Below are 21092 nucleotides of genomic sequence, written 5' to 3'. Positions count from 1 at the left end.
GACGATCATGACTTAGACAGCGTTTGCCGTGCTCAGGCGGTGATGACCTGATTGCGACCGCTGTCCTTGGCCCGGTAAAGGCGGGAATCGGCTTCTGCGAGTAGCTGGCTCTGCCCGCTCTGTTTGGCGTTGCTGCCACCTTCGGCAACGCCGAAGCTGATGGAAATCTTCACATCCTCTTCGTACTGGGCGCTCAACGCCTCCACCTTGTGGCGCAGCTTTTCGGCCAGTATGCCGCCGCCCTGTACGTCCGTATTGGGCAGCAGGATCAAGAACTCCTCGCCCCCCCAACGCGCTACCACATCATCCGCTCGGGTATTGTCCTGCAGCGTCTGCGCGACGTCCTGCAGGATGCGGTCGCCGAAGCAGTGGCCGTAGGTGTCGTTGATGGCCTTGAAGCTGTCCAGGTCGCCAATCAGGACCGTGTAGCGCCCGGCCAGTTCGCGGTTGCGCCGTTCCATCTCGTCGATGGCGCGGTAGGCTTCACGGCGGTTGGCCAGCCCGGTGAGTGCATCGGTGCTGGCATGGTTTTCCAGCTCTGCGGTGAGCTTGTGCAGCATTTGCTGGGTCTGGTGACGGCTGCTGTCGAGGATCGCGGTCAGCGCAGTGAGGGCGCCGAATACGGCGATAAAGCGCGCGCGGTGGGCGGTATCGTACTCTGCCAGCAGCCCGGGGAAATCCGGGTAGAACAGGATCAGCCCGGTGGTGGCGCCGACACCAGCAAGGGTCACCGTGCCCCACTTGTAGCCATACAGGTTGATAAAGCCCGGCACCAGCATGACCGCCCACATCAGCCCGGTGTTATTCACGCCGCCGGACAGCAACAGATAGAAGAACAGTACCAGTAACAGGGCACCCACCAGCATCGGTGTCTTACGGCTGGGTCCGGCGACATTCACGCCCACGTAGGACAGCAGAATGATCCCGGCTACAGCGAACAGGGTTGCGGACAGCACCACATCCGCAGACATCAGCGCAATGACGCCCATGGCGCCGGTAATGGCGAGGGCAAAGATCAGCATATAGCCCGAGGCCTGGATCCGCCGGCGCAGTTCCAGTGCGCGCGCCTGCGCGACCGGGTCGGCGCTGTCGCTGCGCAAGATTTCGTTGGTGGGTGATGCAGTGATTTCCATGGTATCGCCAGTACTCTGTTCGGCCATTTCCATTGGCCGTGTATTTCCCGCCGGCTAACACCGGGCGCTCAGCGGGCTATAGTAAAGGCGAATGGGACTGGCGCGGAGAGGGTCATGGGGCGGCTGCTACTGATTTGTGAAGACGTTCTCAGTCTGGAGGCCGATGCACTGGTGTGTCCCGCCCACAAGCACCTGATTCGGGGGCGCGGGCTGTCTGCACAGGTCTACGATCGCGCCGGTGACGCACTGGTCAGTGAATGCTCACAGTTGCCGGAGTGCCCGGTGGGAGAGGCCCGGGTGAGTGCTGCGCCCAACCTTCTTGTGAATCATCTGATCCATACAGTCACTCCACAGTGGAGCAGTGGCGATCAGTGGGGTGCGCAGGGAGTGGCGCAATTGCGCGAGTGCTATGACAGTGTACTGGCGCTCGCTCGGGAGCGCGGCTTGCGCCGTTTGCTATTCCCGGCACTCGGTGCCGGCACCAATCGCTTCCCCCATGAAATTGCAGCCCACCAGGGGCTCACGGCCCTGCGTGCCGCGCAGGATGACTTTTCGCAGCTGACCGTAAGCCTGCACTCGCGGGCGGCGCTCGCCACCTGGCGCAAAGTAGATGCGCGTTTTTTTTCTGAAAATCAAAACGGCGGTGATCCGGCAGCTTCGGCTTAACAGAATTTGGCGCGATCTACGCGCGTGTCGAAATCCTTCCTGTGTTTGAATCGGTGCCAAAATTCTTCGTGATTTAACGCGTTGATACGCCGGATTTTTTCTCGCAGATTAATCCCAATCGAACGAATGTTCTGAACTTCCAACTGTTTCACGATTTTTTAAATTTTTCCCTTCGCGATCAATCCGCACTTTTGCTGCACCCGTACTCCAATCGCAACCATCAATGACAAAGATCAAAAACGCGATCTGAATCATCTAGCAAATACCGGAGTCCTTTTATGTTCAGCAAAAACAAACTCGCCCTTGCCCTGGCGGTGAGCGCAATTTCTATCTCTGCACAGGCGGAGGATTTCTATATTGGCGGTAACATCGGTTACAGCGATATGGATAACACCGCCACTAGTGGCAGCTTCAGTAGTGAATTCGTAACCGGGCCGGGCACCACCCTGCCGGCCGGCGTTGCCCTGCCCGCGGGTACCGATGTGGGTTGGAATACCAATGTCGACAGTGGTACCGCCTACAGCCTGACCCTCGGCTACAACATGGGGCAGATTCGCTTCGAAGCCGAGTACGCGCGCTCCATGAATGATGTTGATTCCCACAGCAATGTTTCCACCGCGGGTATCGCGCTGGGCAGTGAAGATGCCGGGGTTCTGGTGACGGGTGCGCCGGACAGTCTGGGTGTGACTGTTGCGGACCTGGTCGCTAATGGTCGCGGTGAATTCGATGCGAGCTATTTGTTTGCCAACGTGTATTACGACTTCGATCTGGGCAGCCCCTTTAAGCCCTACATCGGCGCTGGTATTGGTAACGCCGATGTCGACATAGAGTATCGTCCGTCCGGGGTAACGATCATTAACGATGACGACAGTGTCTTCGCCTATCAGATAATGGCCGGTGTTAACTTTGATGCCACCGAGCAGCTGACCGTATTCGGTGGCGTGCGCTGGCGCGAAACCGACGATATCCGCGTCAATGCGGACCTGTTCGACGCGCGTTTTGATATGGAAATGAGCAGCTTTGTTGCCGAGCTGGGTACCCGCTTCAATTTCTGATTGCGGATTGTGTACCGACTAAAGAACGGGCCCTGGAGCCCGTTTTTTATTTGCCGCGCATCGTTCTTTTCGTCATGATGCAGATCCCCGCCTCCCGGATATGGATTTGTAAAAGGAACATCCGCGCTATGAAACTTTTTGGTAGCTTCACCTCACCTTTTGTACGCCACTGCCGTATTGCCTTGATGCAGTCAGGTCTCGACTGGGAAATGGCCGAACTGGATATTCATACCAGCAAGGATCCCCGTACGCCAACCCTGCGTGTGCCTTTCCTGGAAGATGGCGCGCTCAGGCTGACCGATTCCACGTCCATCGTAAAATATGTCCGCGAAAAATCGGGGCAGGCATTTATCAGTGATATCAGAGATCTCGATCGCTACTGTCTCGCAAATACCTTGCTCGATAGCGCGATAAATTTGTTCCTGCTGGAGCGCACTGGCCTGGACCTGAATGAGAACGTGTACACCCGTCGCCAGCAAAAACGTGTTGCATCCATTTTGGGTGAGCTGAACGCCGCGCCTCTGCCGGTGGCTGGCGAATTTAATGATGCTCATTATCGCGTAGCGGTCGGCGTAGCCTGGGGGCAATTCCGTAATCGCTTCTCTATTGACGGGCACGAAAACCTGCAGCGTTTACTGGAAGTTGCCAGCGAAGATCCCATATTTGTTGCGACCGCCCCGCCCGCTTAATTGCATTAAAGTGAAGAGGTAGGCCTGTGGGTATGCCTCTTTCGCAAATTTCCACTTGCTATTTTTCTTCGTTGCTAGACATTTGTTCAAGTAGTTTTCTCGCTACAATCGCTCCCACCGATAGATTCTGATTTTCTTAAAAAACCCCGCTCGTCATATAACACCCTCAGGAGACAGCGGTGAGCGCCGTAATTCTGGCTGTGCGCTCTGCGGTCCCTTGTCTTTTCCTTTAAAAAAATAAATACAGGAAAAAACCATGACGCTCAGAAAAGTTTTTCTGGTGGCGGCGCTAATGTTTTGCGCAAAAGGACATGCCCTGTGTCCGGAAGGCTCCACCTTTGATTCCTCATTAGATTTTTGTGCAACCGAAACCGATGCTTTTGGTCCATTCACCAATGCCATGGTCGACAAGTGCGTTGCCTATGGCGGTGGCAGCGCTTGCACCAATACTTATACCTACCCGGTACAGGGTACCAATGTTGAAGTACTGCGCTGGTCCCGCGGCTTCACCGAAAACCTGCGCGGCACCGGCAGCTGTCCGGACGACACCGTGCGCTCCCCTACCTACGGAGGCCACTGTTTTGAACAGGTGAGCGGTGCGGAAAATAATGTGTACGGCAACTTCAAGGGCGAAGAGGTTGAGGCCTGCGACCGCCTAGGTGGAGGCACTGCTTGTTACACCAATCGCTGGTCGGCGAATTTCTACCTCGCGGTAAAAGATGAAATTGCCAATGCGCCGGATCCAGATCCCGCTCCGCAGCTGGTGAATAAATTCGGTGTCTGGCTGTGGTATATCGATGAGGCCGGTCTCGGTCGCACCCACACGCAGCTGGCAGATGAGCTGGCGGCAATGGGTGTAAAGCGTATCTTTATCAAGATCGCTGACGGTTCGCAGAACTGTGGCCTGTTTGCCGATGCCTGTTCGACCACCACCACCGATATTTACCGCTCCCGCGGTATCGAGCCCTGGGCCTGGTCCTATAACTACCCGGGCAATGAAAGCGCGCAGGCGGATGCACTTTATTATGCCGCTAAATACGGCTATGTCGGTTTTGTCTTGGATGTGGAGGTAGAGTTCAACAACACCACTACCGAACTGCACAGCATTTATCAGGCAATGCTTTCCGCACGTGATGACGCGGAACGCGATGGACATTTCTCTGGCAGTTTCCCCATCGGCACCACCACTTGGGGTAACCCGATGGATCAGGGGATGAATGTAGGCATCATCGACCAGTATGTGGATTTCCACATGCCGCAGACCTATGTGGAAGTCTGGGGCCAGCCCTACATGCAGGCGGCCAAGCAGTGGATTGCTGCGGGTAACTGTGAATACCGCGAAATGGGTGCGCAGAAGCCGATCTGGCATATTGTTTCCACCGAGTACGACGATATCACCCCGGCACAGCTGACCGACTTCCTCGAAGCGGCCGGCCCGAATACCTCGGTCTGGCGTGTGCCCGGCGGCTCCGTACCGCAGGCCGTGTGGAATGACTGGGCGGCACTCGACTGGAATATGTCCGAGTTTGATGCGACCGACTGCAATACCGGTAACAATAACCTGACCGATTATCTGGGTGATTCCGGTGTGATTGTCGATCCCGTTGATCCGGTAGACCCGCCGGCGCCGGTTGCGATTCCCTACTGGAAACAAACCGAAAACTACTATGACCCCTACGGCACCTGCTCCATCACCTCACTGGCGATGGTTACCGACCACTTCGGTTTCACCAGCCCCGCCGCTAATGGCCGAACCCCGGATTACCTGTACGAAGAACTCGGTGGGGTACTGCAAACGGTGCCGGACCTGGAGTGGGGCTTTAACCAGATGGCGATTCGCGCCGGCAGCAGCAAGCGCGCGGACAGCAAAACCAACGGCACCATTCAGGAGCTGCGCGACGCAGTGACTACCGGCAAGCTGGCGATTGTGCACGGCTGGTTCACCAACCCGGGCCACATCATGGTGGTGACCGACTTTGATGGTGAGTACTACACCGTGAATGATCCGTTCGGTCAGTGGAACCTGCAGAAGTGGGGCAGCTACAACTCCAATGTTTCCGGCGAAGGCGTACGCTACCCGAAAGACGCCTTTGAGTACGCCATTAACGACAATGGCACTGGCGACGATCTATGGCTGCACATCTATGAATAACTGATTGTGTTAAGCCAATAAAAAACGGGGCCAGTTGGCCCCGTTTTTTTGTGCGTGGAAGAAATTACTTCTTCGCGCGCTTGCGCATATTTTCCTGCAGGATTTTTTTGCGCAGACGGATGTGGTTCGGGGTTACCTCACACAGCTCGTCGTCTTCGATAAATTCCAGTGCCTGTTCCAGGGTGTGGCGGATCGGCGGTGTCAGGGTCAGGGCTTCATCGGTACCCGCGGCGCGCACATTGGTGAGCTGCTTGGCCTTGGTGGGGTTAACCACCAGGTCGTTGTCGCGGGAGTGCAGGCCGACGATCTGGCCTTCATAAATTTCTTCACCGTGGCCCAGGAACAGACGGCCGCGGTCCTGCAGTGCATACAGGGCGTAGGCCAGCGTCTTGCCTTTCACCATGGATACCAGTACACCGTTGATGCGGCTGGTTACGTCACCTTCCTTCACCGGACCGTAGTGGTCGAAGATGCTGGTCATGATGCCGGAGCCACTGGTCAGGGTCAGGAACTGGTTACGGAAACCGATCATGCCGCGGGACGGTACCACGAAGGTCAGGCGCACGCGGCCCTTGCCGTCCGGCTCCATGTTAGTGAGTTCGGCCTTGCGCAGACCCAGCTCTTCCATAATGGAACCCTGGTGCTGATCTTCGACGTCGATCACTACCTGCTCGTAAGGTTCCTGTACTTCACCATCGACAATTTTCTGTACTACTTCCGGACGGGATACACCCAGCTCGAAGCCTTCGCGACGCATGGATTCGATCAGTACCGACAGGTGCAGTTCACCGCGGCCGGATACTTTGAACTTGTCCGGAGAATCGCCCTGCTCCACACGCAGTGCCACGTTGTGGATCAGTTCCTGGTCCAGGCGCTCCTTGATATTGCGGCTGGTGACGTACTTGCCGTCCAGGCCGGCGAACGGCGAGTCGTTCACCTGGAAAGTCATGCTTACGGTGGGCTCGTCCACGGTCAGCGCAGGCAGTACTTCCGGGTTTTCCGGGTCACACAGGGTGTCGGAAATATTCAGCTCGCCCACACCGGTAATACAGACGATGTCACCAGCGCTGGCCTGTTCCACTTCCACACGCTCGAGGCCCAGGTAACCCATTACCTGCAGTACCTTGGCCTTGCGGGAGTTGCCTTCGCGGTCGAGTACAACGGTCTGCTGGTTCGGCTTCAGGGTGCCGCGGGTGATGCGGCCAACACCGATCACGCCCACGTAGCTGTTGTAGTCCAGTGCGGAGATCTGCATCTGGAAGGGGCCGTCCTGGTCAACCTTGGGCGGCTCAACCTTGTCGACGATCATCTGGAACAGCGGGGTCATGTCGTCCGCCATATCGGTTTCGTCGTTACCGGCGATACCGTTCAGGGCCGAGGCGTAGATCACCGGGAAGTCCAGCTGCTCGTCGGTGGCACCGAGGCTGTCGAACAGGTCGAACACCTGGTCCATGACCCAGTCCGGACGCGCGCCCGGGCGGTCGATCTTATTGATGACCACGATCGGGTTGAGGCCCTGCTCGAACGCCTTCTGGGTTACGAAGCGGGTCTGCGGCATGGGGCCGTCTACCGCGTCTACCAACAGTAGCACCGAGTCCACCATAGACAGTACGCGCTCTACCTCACCACCGAAGTCGGCGTGCCCCGGGGTGTCCACGATGTTGATGCGGTAGTCGTTCCAGTTGATCGCGGTGTTCTTGGCGAGGATGGTAATGCCGCGCTCTTTTTCCTGATCGTTGGAGTCCATCACGCGCTCGGAATCGGCGCTGCGGCGGTCGAGGGTGCCGGACTGCTGCAGCAGCTTGTCCACCAGGGTGGTCTTACCGTGGTCAACGTGGGCGATGATCGCGATATTGCGAAGATTGTCTATCACAGGGGGCCTCTGGGCGTAATGCGTGATTGGGCGCAACCATAGGGTCACACCAGAGAATTAGGTCAGGCGGGGGCTGGGCTGAGATGAGATACAGCGGCTATCCGGCCAAAGCGCGCGCATTATAGAGCTGAAATGTGGCAATTGGGAGTTGGGCTGGTGAAAAGTTGTGCGAAAAAGTCGCTTTGTTGGCGGGAGAGCCCCTCGAATTCGGCACCGAGAAGCGTCTATTTACTGGCCTAAAAACGCTATTTAGGACTCAAGAGCTAGTTATGCCAGTATTTCCGGGCTCCTGATTTGCGAATATGGCAGAACAAAAACCCGGTTCATGGCAGGTATTAAGCGTCGCGCTAGGGCATGCATACAGCATCCATGGCTTCAGTGGGTACTGGCCAGTGCCCGCGCATTCAGGCACCGTCTCGCGTCGCGGCCGGCACCCGTAGCATAGGAATCAAGCCAATCCGGCCAGGCTCCAGCTACCACACAGTGAATCGCGCTGACGTCCTGCTGGCGACGGTAGGCTTCCAGCAGTGCCGCATAGGTGCGAAAGCGCTGGGATATTTTGCGTACGTAATCGTAGGGTTCCTGCCCGCGTGCATAACCGTAACGTGCCTTGGAGTAGTATTTCCTTTCTGCCAGCAGCAGCATGGCGTTTTCCACGTTGCCAAACCAGACATTGCGGTCCCAGCCTTTTTCCTCCGCCAGGTCCTGTGCGTCGTACACATGTCCGAGGCCAGCGTTATATGAGGCGAGGGTAAACCACATTCTGTTCTCGGGGCTGATACCCTTGTCTTCAAATTTGCGATACAGCCAGCGCAGATACTTCAGGCCGGCGCGCACACTGGTCTCAGGGTCGAACAGGTTATTCTCGCCCACCTGCTTGCCGGTATCCGGCATGACCTGCATCAGACCCTGCGCACCAACCCAGGATTTTGCTTTGGGGTTGAACGAGCTTTCCTGAAACATTTGCGCGACGATCAATCGCCAGTCGAAGTTAAACTCCTCCGCATATTTTTTTACCAGCTCGTCATAGGGAGAAATCTCACCCTTCTCGCTAAGGTACTTGATTTCATCCCGTGTTCTACGCGGTTGGTCAAAATATTTCTTGTACAGAGTCTCGCGCAGTTTGACGATTTTGGGGGTGTTGAAAAACTTCTCTATTGCAGCGAGCAGCTCTGGATTATTTTCCCGCACCATCCACGCGTAAAAATTATCTTCAATTTTAAGGTCGTAAATTTTGACGATGTCGTCGCGCCAATGTTTTTCCAGACGCACGGTCACGTCATCGGCAATCGTAAGGTCGTACTCGCCATCGGCCACATGATCGAGAATCTGGGGGATGGTCAGGTTTTCCGGTACCAGCGCAATATCGATTTTTAAATCCTTAAACTCTGGTCGCTCCTGCATCAGCTGCATCAGCAGTTCGAACTGGCTACTCGACTTCAGCAAATGGATGGTTCTGCCGTTCAGGTCTTCCAGTGTCTCTAACTTGTCCTCCGGCTGACCGACAATGGATACCGCTGCCTGTATGTAGTGGGGGCCAAAGTCCATGCCGGCCTCATCCCGCGCGTCGGTGTCAGAGATCAGGCTGGCGGCTACATCTGCTTTGCCGTCACGCACCATGGTGAATATTTCGCGGTGGGTGGGCGCAACCACAATCTCCAGTCGGACACCGAGGCTCTTGGCAAACTGCTGCAGCAGTTCGTATTCGTATCCCATCACCCGTCCCTTCCACATAAAATAGGTACCGGGATGGTTGCGGGTCACCGCGCGGAGCACACCTCGCTCCTTGATTGAGTCCAGGTCTCCGATATGGCGTTCGTAGGGGTTGGTCAGTTTGATACTGCGAATGGCCTCATTGAGCGCCTGTTTCAACTGTGGTGAGTCTTTGCGAATACCGATGGTCAGAGGGTCTTCACGCTCAAACACCACATTCTTTTTGATATTGTCACGGAATTGTTGCACCAAATCGAAAATCTGTTCATCGATTACCGTGAAGTCGATATGCCCCATGGAAACGTCAATTGCCAGTTCGACATAATTTTGAGTGACCACCTCGAGTTTCAGGCCCGGGTGCTGTTTGGCGATTTCCCTGCCGCGGGTCTCAAAAACAGTTCCCTTGGTAACCGCGAGGGTTTTACCTTCCAGGGAATCGCCGGCCTTGACCTCCGGCGTATCCGTGTTCGATACCAGGGTGTCGTGGGTCTTGCCGACAGTTTTACTGAAGTCGATAAGTTCAGCACGTTCTCTGGTGGGCACCAAATTGTTCGCGATGATATCGCCCTTGCCTTCGATCAATAGTGGAATAAGTCGGTCAAAATTTTCCACGAACAGCACCACGGGTTCGAGACCCAGCTTTTCCGCCTTGCGGCGTGCCAATTCAATCTCAATGTCCTGCTGTGTCGCCGCGCGGTGCAAAGAATCTGTGTTGGCGATGTCAATCAGGATACGCAGCATGCCGCGCTTCTTAATCGCGTTCAGATCACCGGTTTCGATATAGTTATTGAATGCGCCAATTGGGTATTCCGCGGTGGTGTCTGGATCCCATACAGCGCTAGGCCGGAGGTCGCCTTTTTGCGCCGCTTTACCGGTGAACTTCTTATGGGGTTGGCCCGCCGTGCCATTTATAGTGGCGCCGTCAGCATCACTGTCAGTGGACGAATGATCGACCTCGCCATTTTCAGCGCCAACTGTGCCTGGTTGTCGGGTTTCTGAATCTTTCGATGTACGGTCGCAGCCACCACATAAAAACACTATGCAGATTAGGCACAGGCCCAGAATTACTCGCTGGTTGGTTGGCATCGGCCCGTCCCGGCTTCATGAAGGAATATTTTCAGTTTAGTTACGGGTGAGGACTTCGCCGGCGGGTAGATGGCTGTGGTCCAGTCAGTTAGTTATGACGTCTTTGTCGATGGGTAATGACACAGGCTCTGACGACATTATGGAGCTGACGTGTAGCTGCTAATAGCTACTAGTAGCTACAAGACGGGTGGGGAAATCCAAGAGTTTTTTGCTCAAGCTGAATTTGGCCAGCTGAGGGTGGCGCGGGTACCACCGAGTGTCGGCGATCGGTCCAACTGAAATTCTCCGTCGTGCCACATCATCACCTTCTTGACGATATAGAGACCCAGCCCGTAGCCCTGATCATCCGTTGCCGACCGCGTAAAGGCGTCGGTCAGCTCCAGTGCGTCGCCGGCGAGCCCGGGTCCGTTGTCCTCAATGGTCAGTACGCAGCGGTTGATATCGTGATGGAAACGAACATCCACGCGATCCTCAGCGTATTTGCGCGCATTGGTGATCAGGTTGTGAATCGCAATGGTCAACGAATCCGGTTCAAACCAGGCATCTCCATCGGCAAAGTAGTAGCCGATCTGCAAGTCCGGGCACTGCACCTCCAGAGAATCTGACAGCCCACTGAAAAACGGATTGAGTGCGTTCTGCTTGCGGGAAATAAACTGTTCCTGAATTTCGACTTTGGCAAACGTCAGATATTTTTCGATCAGCGATTCGATATCGCCCGTGGCCTGGGCGATCATGTGGTTGCCCTCGTTCCCTTTGTCTTCGAGGGCCAACTGGAACTTGATCCTCGCCAGCGGTGTGCGAATTTCATGCGCGATGGTGCGAGCCAGATCCTGGTTCATGCGACAGTATCCCAGCACGATATTTGCGTTGCGACGAAAAGTCTCCGCCAGAGGATAAATGGTCGAACGACGGCTGGTGCGCGACGGTAAGCGGAATGGCTTTTTGCTGAAACGAATTGCGGTATTTTGCAGGCGATTCAGGTCGCGAAACATTGGCCAGATTGCGGCCAGTAACACCAGTAGCATGGCGCCAATAAACAGCAGCCGCCATTGCGTTACGTTTTCCTGTTGTCGCTGCGGGAAGGGGCCGATCTGGATAACGTTGTTATCACTCAGATGATAGAAAAGGATCTGCTCATCGCTATTGTCCAGGCCGATAATTTCTCCAGCCCGCATGCGTTCCATCAGGTCGCGGGGAAAGTGCACGGCATTCAGCGGATAGCGTTGGGCGAGCGGTGTGTCGCGGTGCTCAAGTACTTTGGCAAGTTGTGCGGCGCTGATGGCATATTCGCCGGGTTGGTCGGAATAATTCTGGTACAACGCATTCAGTGCGCTCAGCACGACGATGAGTGCCAGAGCAAAGATCCCCAGCAAACGCAGCATTTGACTTCGCATTAACCGTTCCCAGCCGTCGTGTGTAGCGCGTAGCCACGGCCACGAATGGAGCGGATCGCCACGCCATCGTTGAAGCTGTCCAACTTTTTGCGCAGACGGCTGACACGCATGTCCACCACTCGATCGAGCCCGTCAAATTCCCGCCCGATCACCCGCCGGAAAAGATATTCGCGGCTCAACAGCTGGGTGGGTTGCTCGGCAAAAATCAGCAGCAGATCGAATTCGTTTGCCGTCAGTTCAATGACATCGCCGTAAATGGATGCGGCGCGCGTGGTCAGATCGATTTGCAGTGGCCCAAAACAAATATCGCTTACCAGGGTGGGGCGTTTGGCGTTTCTGATATTTGCGGTGATCTTCGCCCACAGTAATTCGGGGTCTACGGGCTTTACCAGATAGTCGCAGGCACCCAGATCGAGGCCGGTAACCTGATCACTTACGGAACTCAGCGCACTCAGAAAAATTAATGGGCAGTTGATCTGGTGTCGGCATTGCTCTAACAGTTGGAGGCCGCTGGCATCGGGCAATACGACGTCGGCAATAATAAGGTCGTAGTCGCGATGGTGTAGCGCCTTAAGAAAGTCCTTGCCGCTGGCCGCGTGTATCACTTCGCACCGGCGCGTACTCAAAAAACGCAAGGTGAGCTCGGCGAGCTGTTGGTCGTCTTCGAGCAACAGGATGCGATAGCCGCTTACGGGCTTCATAAGAACCCCCAGCCATAGCGGCGCTGGTGACGTTTGGGGCGAAACTTGGCGACTTTGAGCGTTGCCTGGGCTACCTGTATTCCGCTGGCGCTATTGGTTACCTGAAAGAAAAGGTCTTCGTGTGCTGAGACATAGACCTGCAGGGAGCGGCCAGCACTACCGGAAAAACAGCTCACCAGACCTCTCCCGGAAACGCTTAGGCAGTAGTCATTGTCATCGTCCGCTTGGAAATCTACCGTCACCGAAATACTGCACAGTTCTTCATCTTCCGCCACCGCACACAGCGATGGCGTGATGTGCAACTCTGCCGCCAGCGCGCCTTGGTTGAGGCCCAATAGAAAAATGCTAAAGAGAAGCAAGCACAGTTGTTTCATCGGTCACCACCGATACTGTACTGAATGCCGGCAAACCAGCTCAGGGTTTCCGGCTTTTCGATCAATAGCGGGTTTCTGCCATCCAGATCGAATTGGTTGAATTTGGCTGCGAGCTTGAATTCGAAGCGTTTCCCCAGCGGGTAGGCGAACTGCACTCGCGCGTAGCGGTCGGTGACATCGTCAGGGGGAAATTGCCGCGTGTAGGAGTAGGCGAATCGGCCGGCTTCTTCGGGGCGGAGGTGATAGTAGTAGTGCACCAGGTCCGCATCTTTTTGCACCGCACCCAGGCTCCAGGCGAACGCGCCACCAAACAATGGGTACTGCTTATCGAAACTCAGATGCGTTTCGGAGCCGTAATGGACCTTGGTGATATCGTGGAAATAGGCAAAGGAAATATCCACCGGCGCGGTAACGAATGTTGCGCTCGGCCCCGCGACCGCGGAGATATCCCGTGAAATATTTTCCGGTGTCCAGCCGAAGGCACCACCGTTGCTGCCGAGGATGTTCGACAGTGAGGCCATGGTGTAGTCGTCACGGTCCAGCTGGAAAAATATTCCGTCTTCATTCGGCCTGACGACCAGGTCCACATAAAGATTCTTTTGCTCCAGTAGGGAATAGCCGACGGTCAGATTGCTTACAAAGAAGCGGTCGCCATAGTAGCTGAAAGACGGTAGCAGGCTGGTTGTCCCGTTATCCCGGCCCTTTAGCGGGTTCTCGATAACACCCTCGCCAACCGCCACGCTCAACTTCCAGACTGGCGCGCGTGACTCTTCGGCCGCAACTTGTGTGCAGAAGATGAGCAGGCTGAATAGCGTTATGAGGGCTCTTGGAAACATTGGACAGTTGTTATGTTTTTATTAGTGGCAACTTTTATCACAGTGATTCCGTGCGTCGCTAGCGAACGCAGCAAAAGCTAACAAATTGTTACAAAAATGATACAGGCGACACTTCACCTCAGAGAAAAAGCTGACTGTGAAGTTTTGTGCTGTCGTTAAGCGCGCACGCCAGTAGGCCCGCTACCAGTCTTGGTGCGGGCCCTATTGCGGCGGTCTTGCAGGGAAAGAAGGGCGTTATTTGCCCTGGTGCGGGATCTCCGGGCGGAATACACCGACGTTGCGATAGCCTTCGTCCAGTAAGTGTGACGCGTGCAGCTGGCTCATAACCCCGCGCGCACAGTACAACAGGTACTGTTTGTCCTTATCCAGTTTCTGGAAGGCGGTGCTGAGGCGATAGAAGGGGATGGTTTCCACCTCTGCATCGTCGAGTTCCAGCGGGTTCACCTCTTCCTCGGTGGGGTGGCGGATATCGATAATGATGGCATCGCCGGGTTCTTTGAAGATGTCCACCGGCGGGGCGTCTTCACCCAGGTCGTCCATTACCTCATCGATGTTCTGCATTACCCGGTTGCCCACCGCGCGGTCGAGCACAGTGAAGTCGAAGCGCGCTTCTTCGTGCTCAACTTTCTCCATTTTTGCACGGGTGGTGGGCTTCACCGAAATCACGCCGCAGTACTCGGGCATGTTCGCGGCGAATTCCTCGGTGCCGATCGCACGCGCAGTGCGGATGATGTCGGTTTTGTCGGAGGTGATCAGCGGGCGCAATACCAAGGTATCGGTCACGCTGTCGATTACCGCCAGGTTCTTCAACGTCTGGCTGGAAACCTGGGCGATGGCTTCGCCGGTTACCAGCGCGTCCACTTCCAGTTCCTTGGCGATGACCGAGCCCGCGCGCAGCATCATGCGCTTCAGGGTCACACCCATATAGGAGTCGTCCACCTTCTCCAGGATTTCTGCCACTACCTCATCGAACGGTACCGTGACAAAGCGCACCCGGTGGGAGGAGCCGTATTTGTCCCACAGGTAAAATGCCACTTCCTTTACCCCCAGCTCGTGCTGGCGGCCGCCCAAGTTAAAGAACAGAAAATGGGTGCGGATACCGCGCTTGATGGTGAGGTAGCTGGATACAGTGGAATCGAAGCCGCCGGACACCAGTGAGATGACCGGGTCCTGGGTGCCCAGCGGGAAGCCACCGAGGCCCTGGTGCAGCTCCTCGATCACGTTCAGCTTGTCGTGACGAATTTCCAGTTTCACGGTGATGTCGGGTTTCTTCAGTTTTACGCCGGCCGCGTCGGTATTCTGATTGAGGCCGCCGCCGACGTACTGCTCCACGTCCAGCGACTGGAAGTCGTGCTTGCCGGTGCGCTTTACCCGCACGCAAAATGTCTTGCCGGCCAGCTGCGGGCCCCAGATGGCGAGGGTCTTCTGGTAGATATCGTCCAAGTCGCCCAGTGGGAACTGCTGTACGCGGGCGAAGTTGGCGATGCCTGGGGTGTGCGCCAGTACCTCTTCAATGCGCTCGGAAAGATGGGATACTGCGTCCGGCGCGGTCACGTCGATTTTTTCCCAGTCTTTGCGTACCTGAATTCGGTCATCCAGCTGTCGCATTAACTTGCGCAGGTTGTCTGCGAGCTGTCGCGACATGCGCTTGCGCACGGGATTGCTCTTGATAGTGATCTCTGGAAAAAACTTAACGACAAAGTGCATAGGGGATGTGCCGGAACCGCGGTTGAATTTGAGGCCGGAAAGGATTTACTGGCTTCCCGGAAGAGGTGGCGAATTATAAACTCGCTATCACGAATTTGCTCGCGGCACCAAATTGGTGCCAATTGCATGTTTCTCGCCCTAAAATGGTGCGAATGGAGGTTTGGGGGCACCATTTTTGGGAATGCTGCGGGCCGCCCGAGAAAGCTGGCGTGGTAATGCTAGTTTGGGTTGGATGATTTCTATTCGATTGTGCTCCCCAGCAACCAAATCCGGCTCCCCGAACCCCCTAGCCGTCAATTTGCCCCAATTTGGCACACTCTTTGCTTTTACAGTTGCCACAAGATAAAGCGAATTGGCGCGAACATAACTTTTTCATTCTTGGAGGACTGTAATGTCAGCGAAAACGCTCGGGCTCATCAAAGAGAGCGAAGCTAAATGGGTAGACCTGCGCTTCACCGATACCAAAGGTAAGGAACAACACGTATCCCTTCCCACTAAGGAAGTTGACGGCGAGTTCTTCGAAGAAGGCAAGATGTTCGATGGCTCCTCCATCTCCGGTTGGAAAGGCATCAACGAATCCGACATGATCCTCATGCCGGACGACGAAACTGCATTCCTGGACCCGTTCACCGATGAAGCGACTGTAATCGTTCGCTGTAACATCGTTGACCCGATCACCGGTCAGGGCTACGAGCGCGACCCGCGTTCCATCGCTCTGCGCGCTGAGGAATACCTGAAGTCCACTGGTTTCGGTGACTCCGCGCTGTTCGGTCCGGAGCCTGAGTTCTTCGTATTCGACGACATCACCTGGGGTGCCGAAATGGGTGGCGCCTTCTACAAAATCAATTCCGAAGAAGCGGCCTGGTCTTCCGGCGCTAACTTCACCGACGGCAACATGGGTCACCGTCCGGGCGTGAAAGGCGGTTACTTCCCGGTTCCACCGGTCGACTCCCTGCACGACGTACGTGCCGCCATGTGTTCCGCTATGGAAGCCATGGGTCTGGAAATTGAAGTACACCACCACGAAGTGGGTACTGCTGGCCAGTGTGAAATCGGCGTTGGCGCGAACACCCTGACCAAGAAAGCGGACGAAGTTCAGATCCTGAAGTACGCGGTACACAACGTAGCGCACGCTTACGGCAAAACTGCGACCTTCATGCCGAAGCCGCTGGTAGGCGACAACGGTTCTGGTATGCACGTGCACCAGTCCTTCAGCAAAGACGGCGTAAACCAGTTCGCTGGCGACGCTTACGCTGGACTGTCTGAAACTGCCCTGTTCTACGTTGGCGGTATCATCAAGCACGCGCGCGCTCTGAACGCCATCTGTAACGCTTCTACCAACTCCTATAAGCGTCTGGTTCCGGGCTTCGAAGCGCCGGTAATCCTGGCTTACTCCGCACGTAACCGTTCTGCGTCCATCCGTATTCCGTTCGTACCGAGCCCGAAAGGCAAGCGTATCGAAACTCGCTTCCCGGATCCGACCGCTAACCCGTACCTGGCCTTCGCCGCTCTGCTGATGGCTGGCCTCGACGGCGTTAAGAACAAGATCCACCCTGGCGACGCTGCGGACAAGGATCTGTACGATCTGCCGGCGGAAGAGCTGGCCGAGTACCCGACCGTTGCTTCCAGCCTGGAACAGGCTCTGGACGCACTTGATCAGGACCGCGCGTTCCTGACCGAAGGTGGCGTATTCACCGACGACGCGATCGATGCGTACATCGACCTGAAGCGTGAAGAAGTTCAGCGTGTGAACATGACCACTCACCCGGTTGAGTTCGACCTGTACTATTCCGTATAAGCAGGTATCATCAGCGCGCCGCCGCCGATTTTCCTCCGGGAGATTGGTGAGAACGGCGCAAAGATGACGAGAAAGCCCACACCTTGCGGTGTGGGCTTTTTTTATGGGCTTTTTATGGCTCTTTTGTGCACAGGCGCTTTACGTCGCGCCCGGGTTCACGAGTACACTAGCCTTACTAAATAGGTAGGTTGAAAACACGATTGCGGGAGCGCCCATGATCAAACTGACCGCGTTGCTTGCGGTGCCACTGGCGGCACTGCTGATTGCCACCGCGAGCGCCCAGGACAAGTCCGACACCACCAAGGGTGGCTCTGGCTCTAGTAGTAGTGGTAATGGCTCCGTCTATAAAATCGTCGGACCCGACGGCCGCGTGACTTTCAGCGACACCGCACCGGCGGGCGAGAAGGTGGAAAAGATTGAGATTGGGCCAATCAATGTGCAGCCCATTGCACCGAAAAGTGCGCTGCCCACGCGCAAGCTATCTCCGCGCTCCGGCGATGAGCGCCAGCGCGAAGACCTGGGCCCCATCAGTTTTGCCATTGTCAGTCCGGCGGATGATGCAACCATCCCTCCCGGCCAGCGCTTTATCGTGCTGCAGGTGGCCCTGAATCCGGTGCCGCGGGATGGTTACCGTTTTTTCGCGGTCATCGACGGCCAGCGCTGGAGCGGCGGTTCATCCACCAACAGCCTGGACATCTCCGCGCTGGAGCGCGGTACCCATACCATCCAGGCGGTGCTGTATAGCGCCACTGGCCAGCCGTTGGCGCAGTCGCAAACCATTCAGGTCCATGTGAAGCGACCGGGTGGACAGGTTCCCGATTTCCCCGCCCAGCAGGCGCCACAAATGCCGAAGGCACCGCAGGTCCCCGGTATCGCGAAGCCGCCCAGCCCCCAGCCGCGCTGATACGCCCCTCTCCTCCGTGGTGCACCCTGTTCTATGCGGTGCGCCACCCTGACGCTCTGGTCCGCTCGTCTTCTCTGCCGCACCTTGCTTGGTCCCTTAGCACCTCCGTGCCCCGCAATGAACAGCCAAATTGGCTATTTTTCACTCAATGCACAATAATGGTGCGCGCACCGGTGGCCGACGCCGCCAGTGCCCTCTAATTCATTCTCTTTCATCGATTTTTTGCGCCATTTTGGTTTGCTTCTTGCACTCCCAATAGGCGAATCGGACAAGTGAACAACATCGCGACATTTAACGCCTCAACCTCGGAAGCTGGAATGCTCAACGATCGTCAGTTACGCCTGCTGCTGGATAACCTCACCTCGGCCGTATTGGTGCTCGATGACAAGCTGGCGCTCTGCTACCTGAATTCCGCTGCGGAAAACCTGATAGCGGTTTCCAATGCGCGCGCCAGTGGCCAGCCACTGGAAGAGGTGGTGCGAGAAAATCCGGCGGCACTCGAGGCGTTGCGGGCGTCTCTCGCCAGTGGTGAGAAGTACACGGTACGCCGTGCCCTGTGGCTGTTGCACAACCTGGAAGAGTGTACCGTCGACTACTCGGTAACCCCGCTGCCGGACCTCGGGCTGTTGCTGCTGGAAGTGCAGTCCATGGATCGCCTGCTGCGCATTGCCCGCGAAGACGCACTGCTTTCCGCGCAGGAGACTACCCGCAATCTGGTGCGCGGCATGGCGCACGAGGTGAAGAATCCACTGGGTGGTATTCGCGGGGCGGCACAGTTACTGCAAACAGAATTGAAAGAGCTGGATGACGACGGCTTGGGTGAGTACACCCAGATCATCATCGAAGAGGCGGACCGCCTGCGCAATCTGGTGGACCGCATGCTGGGGCCGCGCAAGCCGGTCGAACTGCAGCCGGTAAATGTACACACCATTACCGAGCGGGTAGCGCAGTTGATCGAGGCAGAGTGCAGCGGCGCACTGATTATCGAGAGGGACTACGACCCGTCGATTCCGGACATCCCCGCCGACAGCGAGCAGCTGATCCAGGCGGTACTGAATATTGCCCGCAATGCCATGCAGGCCATCGCCGAGAGCATTGGCCTCGGTAAGGGCAGCCTGATGATCCGCACCCGGGTGCAGCGCCAGTTCACTATCGGCCGCCGCCACTGTTCGCTGGTGTGTCGCATCGATGTGGTGGATAACGGGCCGGGCATACCGGAGGACATCCGCGAGCGTATTTTCTACCCGATGATTTCGGGGCGCGCGGAGGGAACCGGACTGGGACTGTCCCTTTCGCAGCAGATTATTAACCAGCACCGGGGGCTCATTAAATGTGAGAGCGAGCCCGGGCAAACTGAATTTCAGATTTATCTGCCGCTGGCATCGGAGTAGCTGCGACAGAATCGTATACGCACAGATTTTTGACTTGGAACGCAGGCCGGAAAATTACTATGAACAACCGTGTTTGGATCATTGATGACGACCGTTCAATCCGCTGGGTGCTCGAGCGCGCGCTATCCCGCGCCGGCATTGACACGACCTGTTACGAGAATGGTGACCGGGCGCTGGATGACTTCTATAGCGAATCGCCGGATGTTGTGATCAGCGATATCCGCATGCCGGGGTCCGATGGCTTCAAGCTGCTGCAGCGTTTCCAGGCGGAACGCCCCAACCTACCGATCATCATCATGACCGCGCACTCGGATCTCGACAGCGCGGTTGCCGCCTATCAGGGCGGTGCCTTCGAATACCTGCCCAAGCCCTTTGATGTGGATGAGGCCGTAGCGGTTACCCGCCGCGCGCTGGCGCTGGCCAACGAGCAGCAGCCGGAAGAGTCGGTAGTGATCGAAAATGGTATCGGCAACAAAGAAATTATTGGTGAAGCGCCGGCCATGCAGGAGGTTTTCCGCGCGATTGGCCGCCTGTCGCACTCGAACATCACGGTATTGATCAATGGTGAGTCCGGTACCGGTAAAGAGTTGGTGGCGGCAGCACTGCACAATCACAGTCCGCGCAAGAACCAGCCGTTTATTGCATTAAATATGGCGGCGATTCCCAAAGACCTGATGGAATCCGAATTATTCGGCCATGAAAAGGGCGCGTTCACTGGCGCCAGCGCACAGCGTGCCGGACGCTTTGAACAGGCCAACGGCGGCACTCTGTTCCTGGATGAAATCGGTGATATGCCTGCCGAGACACAGACCCGCCTGTTGCGAGTGCTGGCCGATGGTGAGTTTTATCGCGTCGGTGGGCACACGCCGGTAAAGGTGGATGTGCGCATTATTGCTGCGACGCACCAGGACCTGGAGCGCCTGGTGGAAGAGCACAAATTCCGTGAGGATTTGTTCCACCGCCTCAATGTAATCCGTATTCACATCCCGCGACTTTCCGACCGCCGCGAAGATATTCCGCGCCTGGTGCGCCACTTCTTCAATAGTGCCGCCAAGGACCTGGGTGTCGAGCCAAAAATTCTTACCGCGGAAACCGAAGAGTACCTGTCCGGGCTTGATTGGCCGGGCAACGTGCGCCAGCTGGAGAACACCTGCCGCTGGATCACGGTGATGGCTTCCGGGCGCGAAGTGCATATCGACGACCTGCCGCCGGAACTGCACCAGCAAGGGGCCACCAGTGAAGCACCGCAGGACTGGCAAAAGGCGCTGCGCCTGTGGGCGGATCAGGCTCTAGCCACTGGCCAACGCGAGATCCTCAGCGAGGCCGTGCCGGCCTTCGAGCGAGCACTGATCGAGATTGCCCTCAAACACACTGCCGGCCGCAAGCGTGACGCCGCAGAACTTCTCGGCTGGGGCCGCAACACCCTAACGCGTAAATTGAAAGAGCTTGGAATGAACGGCGGCGAAGACTAGCGCCGCCTGCTTCATCCCTTATTGAAATGTTCCGAATGTGCCCCGTATTCTCCTCGGGGCCTCTTCCCTTCCTTTCCGTATTATTTGTGCAGATTATGTGAGCATGATCCAGACTTGAGATTGGCTAAATGACCATCGCCAGACTCAA

At 56.4% G+C, this 21092-nt stretch carries 17 protein-coding genes; 8 read left to right on the top strand and 9 right to left on the bottom strand.

What is annotated here, in order from left to right; all coding sequences use genetic code 11:
• Positions 1 to 32: 32 nt before the first annotated feature.
• The gene (locus tag Mag101_RS16830; RefSeq protein WP_077407634.1) at positions 33 to 1166 is read right to left on the bottom strand and encodes a sensor domain-containing diguanylate cyclase; all 1134 of its coding nucleotides are present in this window, start codon (positions 1164 to 1166) and stop codon (positions 33 to 35) included.
• Between the two features lie 81 nt (positions 1167 to 1247).
• On the opposite strand from Mag101_RS16830, the gene Mag101_RS16825 reads away from it, so the two are divergent.
• A complete protein-coding gene (locus Mag101_RS16825) occupies positions 1248 to 1799 on the top strand; it encodes a macro domain-containing protein (RefSeq protein WP_077407632.1) in 552 nt (183 codons plus the stop codon).
• A gap of 108 nt (positions 1800 to 1907) precedes the next feature.
• Here Mag101_RS16825 and Mag101_RS17925 read toward each other — a convergent pair whose 3' ends face one another.
• Positions 1908 to 2054, bottom strand: coding sequence for a hypothetical protein (locus Mag101_RS17925; RefSeq protein ID WP_157520472.1), 147 nt, complete (start codon positions 2052 to 2054; stop codon positions 1908 to 1910).
• A 23-nt stretch (positions 2055 to 2077) separates the two neighbouring features.
• Here Mag101_RS17925 and Mag101_RS16820 point away from each other — a divergent pair, with 23 nt between their 5' ends.
• The 3 genes from Mag101_RS16820 (at position 2078) to Mag101_RS16810 (ending at position 5695) form a co-directional block, all read left to right on the top strand.
• On the top strand, positions 2078 to 2854 hold the full coding sequence (locus Mag101_RS16820; protein ID WP_077407630.1) for an outer membrane beta-barrel protein: 777 nt from the start codon (positions 2078 to 2080) through the stop codon (positions 2852 to 2854).
• 128 nt (positions 2855 to 2982) lie between these two features.
• On the top strand, positions 2983 to 3543 hold the full coding sequence (locus Mag101_RS16815; RefSeq protein ID WP_077407628.1) for a glutathione S-transferase family protein: 561 nt from the start codon (positions 2983 to 2985) through the stop codon (positions 3541 to 3543).
• A gap of 256 nt (positions 3544 to 3799) precedes the next feature.
• Positions 3800 to 5695 carry a C39 family peptidase gene (locus Mag101_RS16810; protein WP_077407626.1) on the top strand — a complete coding sequence of 632 codons (1896 nt, stop codon included), beginning with the start codon at positions 3800 to 3802 and terminating at the stop codon, positions 5693 to 5695.
• Positions 5696 to 5759: 64 nt separating this feature from the next.
• Here the strand turns inward: Mag101_RS16810 and typA are convergent, their stop codons facing one another.
• From typA to thiI, 7 genes are all read right to left on the bottom strand, one after another.
• The gene (gene typA / locus Mag101_RS16805) at positions 5760 to 7568 is read right to left on the bottom strand and encodes a translational GTPase TypA (protein WP_077407625.1); all 1809 of its coding nucleotides are present in this window, start codon (positions 7566 to 7568) and stop codon (positions 5760 to 5762) included.
• Between the two features lie 375 nt (positions 7569 to 7943).
• The gene (locus tag Mag101_RS16800; protein WP_077407623.1) at positions 7944 to 10367 is read right to left on the bottom strand and encodes a transporter substrate-binding domain-containing protein; all 2424 of its coding nucleotides are present in this window, start codon (positions 10365 to 10367) and stop codon (positions 7944 to 7946) included.
• A 212-nt stretch (positions 10368 to 10579) separates the two neighbouring features.
• Complete coding sequence (locus tag Mag101_RS16795; protein ID WP_077407621.1) at positions 10580 to 11761, bottom strand: ATP-binding protein; 1182 nt, start codon at positions 11759 to 11761, stop codon at positions 10580 to 10582.
• Positions 11761 to 12462 carry a response regulator transcription factor gene (locus Mag101_RS16790; RefSeq protein ID WP_077407619.1) on the bottom strand — a complete coding sequence of 234 codons (702 nt, stop codon included), beginning with the start codon at positions 12460 to 12462 and terminating at the stop codon, positions 11761 to 11763. The genes Mag101_RS16795 and Mag101_RS16790 overlap by 1 nt, the downstream gene beginning before the upstream one ends.
• Entirely contained in the window at positions 12459 to 12836 is a 378-nt protein-coding gene (locus Mag101_RS16785; RefSeq protein ID WP_077407617.1) for a DUF3019 domain-containing protein, read from the bottom strand. Before Mag101_RS16785 ends, Mag101_RS16790 begins: the two co-directional genes overlap by 4 nt.
• A complete protein-coding gene (locus tag Mag101_RS16780; RefSeq protein ID WP_077407615.1) occupies positions 12833 to 13672 on the bottom strand; it encodes a MipA/OmpV family protein in 840 nt (279 codons plus the stop codon). Before Mag101_RS16780 ends, Mag101_RS16785 begins: the two co-directional genes overlap by 4 nt.
• A gap of 234 nt (positions 13673 to 13906) precedes the next feature.
• Positions 13907 to 15379 (bottom strand): tRNA uracil 4-sulfurtransferase ThiI, encoded by a 1473-nt coding sequence (gene thiI / locus Mag101_RS16775; RefSeq protein ID WP_077407613.1) that lies wholly within the window; start codon positions 15377 to 15379, stop codon positions 13907 to 13909.
• Between the two features lie 391 nt (positions 15380 to 15770).
• Here thiI and glnA point away from each other — a divergent pair, with 391 nt between their 5' ends.
• The 4 genes from glnA (at position 15771) to glnG (ending at position 20944) form a co-directional block, all read left to right on the top strand.
• The gene (glnA, locus tag Mag101_RS16770) at positions 15771 to 17177 is read left to right on the top strand and encodes a glutamate--ammonia ligase (RefSeq protein ID WP_077407611.1); all 1407 of its coding nucleotides are present in this window, start codon (positions 15771 to 15773) and stop codon (positions 17175 to 17177) included.
• Between the two features lie 214 nt (positions 17178 to 17391).
• Positions 17392 to 18081: a DUF4124 domain-containing protein gene (locus Mag101_RS16765; RefSeq protein WP_077407609.1), complete on the top strand. Its 690-nt coding sequence runs from the start codon at positions 17392 to 17394 to the stop codon at positions 18079 to 18081.
• A 317-nt stretch (positions 18082 to 18398) separates the two neighbouring features.
• A complete protein-coding gene (gene glnL, locus Mag101_RS16760) occupies positions 18399 to 19472 on the top strand; it encodes a nitrogen regulation protein NR(II) (RefSeq protein ID WP_077407607.1) in 1074 nt (357 codons plus the stop codon).
• 53 nt (positions 19473 to 19525) lie between these two features.
• Complete coding sequence (gene glnG / locus Mag101_RS16755; protein WP_077408420.1) at positions 19526 to 20944, top strand: nitrogen regulation protein NR(I); 1419 nt, start codon at positions 19526 to 19528, stop codon at positions 20942 to 20944.
• Positions 20945 to 21092: the final 148 nt, after the last annotated feature.

This window comes from Microbulbifer agarilyticus (assembly GCF_001999945.1).
Classification (GTDB): domain Bacteria; phylum Pseudomonadota; class Gammaproteobacteria; order Pseudomonadales; family Cellvibrionaceae; genus Microbulbifer; species Microbulbifer agarilyticus_A.
This window is presented reverse-complemented; position numbering and strand designations above follow the sequence as displayed.